At 55.5% G+C, this 3,444-nt stretch carries 6 protein-coding genes; 4 read left to right on the top strand and 2 right to left on the bottom strand.

All coding sequences use genetic code 11. The annotated features are described in order from the left end of the window. The first annotated feature begins 232 nt into the window (after window positions 1-232). Entirely contained in the window at window positions 233-574 is a 342-nt protein-coding gene (locus Q0C48_RS03235; RefSeq protein WP_291521492.1) for a transcriptional regulator, read from the top strand. Between the two features lie 118 nt (window positions 575-692). Here the strand turns inward: Q0C48_RS03235 and Q0C48_RS03240 are convergent, their stop codons facing one another. Beyond that, window positions 693-1,919, bottom strand: a complete 1,227-nt coding sequence (locus tag Q0C48_RS03240) for a transposase (RefSeq protein ID WP_291521494.1) — start codon at window positions 1,917-1,919, stop codon at window positions 693-695. A gap of 22 nt (window positions 1,920-1,941) precedes the next feature. On the opposite strand from Q0C48_RS03240, the gene tnpA reads away from it, so the two are divergent. From tnpA to Q0C48_RS03255, 3 genes are all read left to right on the top strand, one after another. Then, entirely contained in the window at window positions 1,942-2,358 is a 417-nt protein-coding gene (gene tnpA, locus Q0C48_RS03245) for an IS200/IS605 family transposase (protein WP_291521498.1), read from the top strand. A gap of 74 nt (window positions 2,359-2,432) precedes the next feature. Continuing rightward, window positions 2,433-2,765, top strand: a complete 333-nt coding sequence (locus Q0C48_RS03250; protein WP_366936992.1) for a hypothetical protein — start codon at window positions 2,433-2,435, stop codon at window positions 2,763-2,765. 76 nt (window positions 2,766-2,841) lie between these two features. Next, the gene (locus Q0C48_RS03255; RefSeq protein WP_291521496.1) at window positions 2,842-3,333 is read left to right on the top strand and encodes a type II toxin-antitoxin system HicB family antitoxin; all 492 of its coding nucleotides are present in this window, start codon (window positions 2,842-2,844) and stop codon (window positions 3,331-3,333) included. On the opposite strand, the gene Q0C48_RS14635 is transcribed toward Q0C48_RS03255, so the two are convergent. Further along, the gene (locus Q0C48_RS14635) at window positions 3,253-3,441 is read right to left on the bottom strand and encodes an AAA family ATPase (protein ID WP_366936993.1); all 189 of its coding nucleotides are present in this window, start codon (window positions 3,439-3,441) and stop codon (window positions 3,253-3,255) included. The genes Q0C48_RS03255 and Q0C48_RS14635 overlap by 81 nt on opposite strands. Between the last annotated feature and the right edge of the window lie 3 nt (window positions 3,442-3,444).

Consider the following 3,444-nt stretch of genomic DNA (forward strand, 5'->3'; position numbering starts at 1 on the left):
CCACGAGGACCGGTTTTGTGGGAGGGGTGGTGCTCTACGATGGCGATGCGGTCGCATCTTTTGGCGATGGTCTATATGCCGTGCCACTATCTTGTCTGTGGCCGTGACCTGTTAAAACCCTTCTTGCACAAGGGAGATCACCGGCACCTCGGAGGTCGAGAGGAGCCCTATATATTCTCTGATCCGCGTCAGTTGACCGCGGACTTTTTTGACGAGATCAAGAGGTGGCAACATGAACACAGTCACGATTGAGGTCCGCACTCTCGCTGAAACCCTGGATGACGTGGTGGAGGCGATGGAAACCCTGACACCATCAGAGCCCCGTATCAGCTTTGAAACCCCGGAACTACTCTGGAACGTGCTGACCGCCAAGCGTTGGGAAATCCTGAAAGCCATGGCAGGATCGGGGCCTCTGGCGTTGCGCGAGATCGCCCGACGCGTAGGGCGTGACGTAAAATCCGTACATACGGATATCCACGCCCTATTAAACGCAGGACTCATCAACCGAAGCGCGGAAGGGTTCCGGTTCCCTTACGACGCAGTGCATGTAGATTTTCTGCTCAAGGCGGGATAACGCAGATGTTCATTGACATCCTCCTCGCCCTGAAGGACGAGGATTCCTTTCTGCCAGCAGTGGCCCCACTTCAGCCACTTCGATTGCATCGCCTCCTTTGAGGCAACACAACTCCCCGTTATTCTGGAGAACAGACTACCCCGGCAAGCCCTGCCGTTGACGCAACCCCGTATGGGTTTGCTAGTCCTCTTGCGAGGATGTTCTGTGCCGCGTTCACATCGGCATGCGCTTCATGCCCGCAGTGAAGGCAATGAAACACTGCCTGACTGGGGCGGTTCCCAGCGTCCACCACACCGCAAACCGGACAGATTTGCGAGGTATAGGCCGGGTCCACCAAGAGCAGCATGCCACCTGACCACCGGAGCTTGTAGCTCAGCATCTGTTTGAGCATACCCCATCCCTGATCGAGGATGGATTTATTCAACCCTGATTTCTGCCGGACATTGCGTCCGGGTTCTTCGACCGTTCCCTTGGCGGAGCCGGTCATGTTCCGTACTTTCAGATCTTCCAGCACCACGACCGCGTGGTTTTTGCTGATAACGGTGCTGACCTGATGCAGTACGGTTTTCCTGATTTCCGCGATGCGTTGATGCAGTCGCGTGATTTTGGCCTTCTGTTTTTTCCAGTTGGCCGAAAATTTCACTTTGTGCGCAAGGTTTCTTTGCTCCCGCGCCAGGCGCTTTTGCAGATCCCGATAGGCCGTCACCGGCAGGAACATGGTGCCATCGGACAAGGTGAGCAGGTTCGCCACGCCCCGGTCACCGCCGACCGCTGTAGTGGACGGATGTACGGGGTCCGGGATTTCCTTCTCGGTCTGGATGGCGGCATACCAGTGGCCGCCCGAGCGGCTAACGGTGACGTTGCGGACTTCACCGCCGATGATGCAGGACTTGCGGAACTTCACCCAGCCAATACGCGGCAGGAAGATTCTGGGGAGTACGCTCCGGCCATTGTCATCCTGTGGTTTCAGGTCGATTTTGATCTGTTCCGGATCGGGATAGCGCATACTATCGTGCAGACCTTTCTTTTTAAAAGCCGGAAAACGCTTTGGGCTTTTCTTGTCAAAGGCATCATTGAGCGCACGGTCCAGAAACTTCAGCGCCTGTTGCTGGGGGTGGACGGGGGATTCGGACAGAAAGCCGAAAGATTCCCCGTTCCGCCAGGTGGTCAGGCACTTGGCCATGTCCACGTAGGACAGGATGCCGCAACCGTGCTCCAGATAGCTTTTCTGGATAGCTAAAGCGCGATTCCAGACGAAGCGGGCGCAACCGACGGCGCGTGACAGGAGATGTTCCTGTTCAGCTAACAGTTCGAGACGGTAGCGCACGGCTTTGCGAAGGATCATGGTTCTATTGTATGCTTGGCCGATGACGGATGCAAACAAGATAAGGCATGGCAGGCATTGCGTTTTTAACCTGCATATTCACTTGGTCTTTGTGACCAAATACCGCCGTGGCGTATTCACCGGCGAGGTGCTGGCCGAGCTGCGCGGCATCTTCGCTGCCGTCTGCCAGGATTTCAGCGCGGAGCTGGTGGAGTTCGACGGGGAGGATGACCATGTGCATCTGCTGGTGAATTATCCGCCGACCGTGTCCGTTTCGGCACTGGTGAACAGCCTTAAGGGGGTTTCCAGCCGTCTGATCCGCAAAAAGAACTACCCCAGCGTGAGCAAAAAATTGTGGGGCGGGGCGCTCTGGTCACCGTCCTACTTTGCCGGAAGCTGCGGGGGGGCGCCAATTTCCATTATTCGCCAGTACATCGAGCAGCAACAAACGCCGGATTAGGGCTGCACCCTGCAAGGGCGGTTTGACGCGCATTTCGATCAATCAGCTCGGGGATTCTGACCAATTCCGGGCACCTGTTGGAGAACCTCGTGTTCGTTGCACTGCGCAGAGTCGCCCGAGAGATATTCTACTTCAAAAGCAAAAATGGCCGGGAAGTGGATTTTGTCGCCCTGGATGTTGCGTCTCAGGGGCGCGATCGAACGCGCTTGCTGGTCCAGGTTTGCGATTCCATGGCAGACCCCCAGACCAGAAAGCGGGAGGTGACTGCACTCAGCGAAACCATGAGCGAGTTGAATTTATCGGAAGACATCATCGTAACGCGCAACGAGGAAGTACAGATTCCGGTCGAAGCAGGGATGATCCTTGTCGTACCCGTATGGCGTTTTCTATTGAATCCTACCGGATAACCGGGTGGCTGATGGGCGCAGAAAGCCGCAGTTCTGATAGTTCACTTTCAGTACCGTAATGTAGTACTATCCATGCATGAGAAGAGCGAACGAAAATACACTTGAGCGGATTTTTGCCCGACCAGTCAGTGCCAATATCCAATGGCGCAGTGTCGAAGCGCTTTTCGTTGAGTTGGGAGCAGAGATCAGCGAGCGCGAGCATCCGGAAGTGGCTGGAACAGCATGGAGTGAAGCCATGAATATAATGAGCATTGATGGGTACAACGCGAGAATCGAATTCGACCCTGAACTGGATTTGTTCCGTGGGGAAATTCTGGGCTTGAATGGTGGTGCAGACTTTTATGGAAAAGATCCTGGAGAGTTGCGCACCGAATTCAAAAAATCTCTTGAGGCTTTTCTCGCCGTTTGCAAGGAGAAGGGTATTGAGCCACATCGTCATTTTTCCGGGAGATTCAATTTGCGCATCTCCCCCGAGTTGCACGAACAGTTAGCCATCGTCGCCGAGGCGGAGGGTAAGAGTATCAACGCGCTGGCCCAGGAAGCACTGCGGGAGCGCATTGCGGGTTAACACAGAAAAGAGAGCACCACGCCTGACCGTACTCACTACCTGTCGGGCGAGCGTGCTTTTGCCGCACTGGCGCGGGCCGTGGATCAATACCACCGGTGTGTCGGCCATGGC

Origin of the sequence: Acidithiobacillus sp. (genome assembly GCF_023255755.1) — a bacterium.
In the GTDB taxonomy this organism is placed as follows: Bacteria; Pseudomonadota; Gammaproteobacteria; order Acidithiobacillales; family Acidithiobacillaceae; genus Acidithiobacillus.

Excerpts from the sequence above, each read along its gene's own strand:
- Q0C48_RS14635 (WP_366936993.1), bottom strand. The coding sequence starts at position 3,441 with ATGGCCGACACACCGGTGGTATTGATCCACGGCCCGCGCCAGTGCGGC.
- Q0C48_RS03255 (WP_291521496.1), top strand. The coding sequence starts at position 2,842 with ATGAGAAGAGCGAACGAAAATACACTTGAGCGGATTTTTGCCCGACCA.
- Q0C48_RS03235 (WP_291521492.1), top strand. The coding sequence starts at position 233 with ATGAACACAGTCACGATTGAGGTCCGCACTCTCGCTGAAACCCTGGAT.
- tnpA (WP_291521498.1), top strand. The coding sequence starts at position 1,942 with ATGACGGATGCAAACAAGATAAGGCATGGCAGGCATTGCGTTTTTAAC.
- Q0C48_RS03240 (WP_291521494.1), bottom strand. The coding sequence starts at position 1,919 with ATGATCCTTCGCAAAGCCGTGCGCTACCGTCTCGAACTGTTAGCTGAA.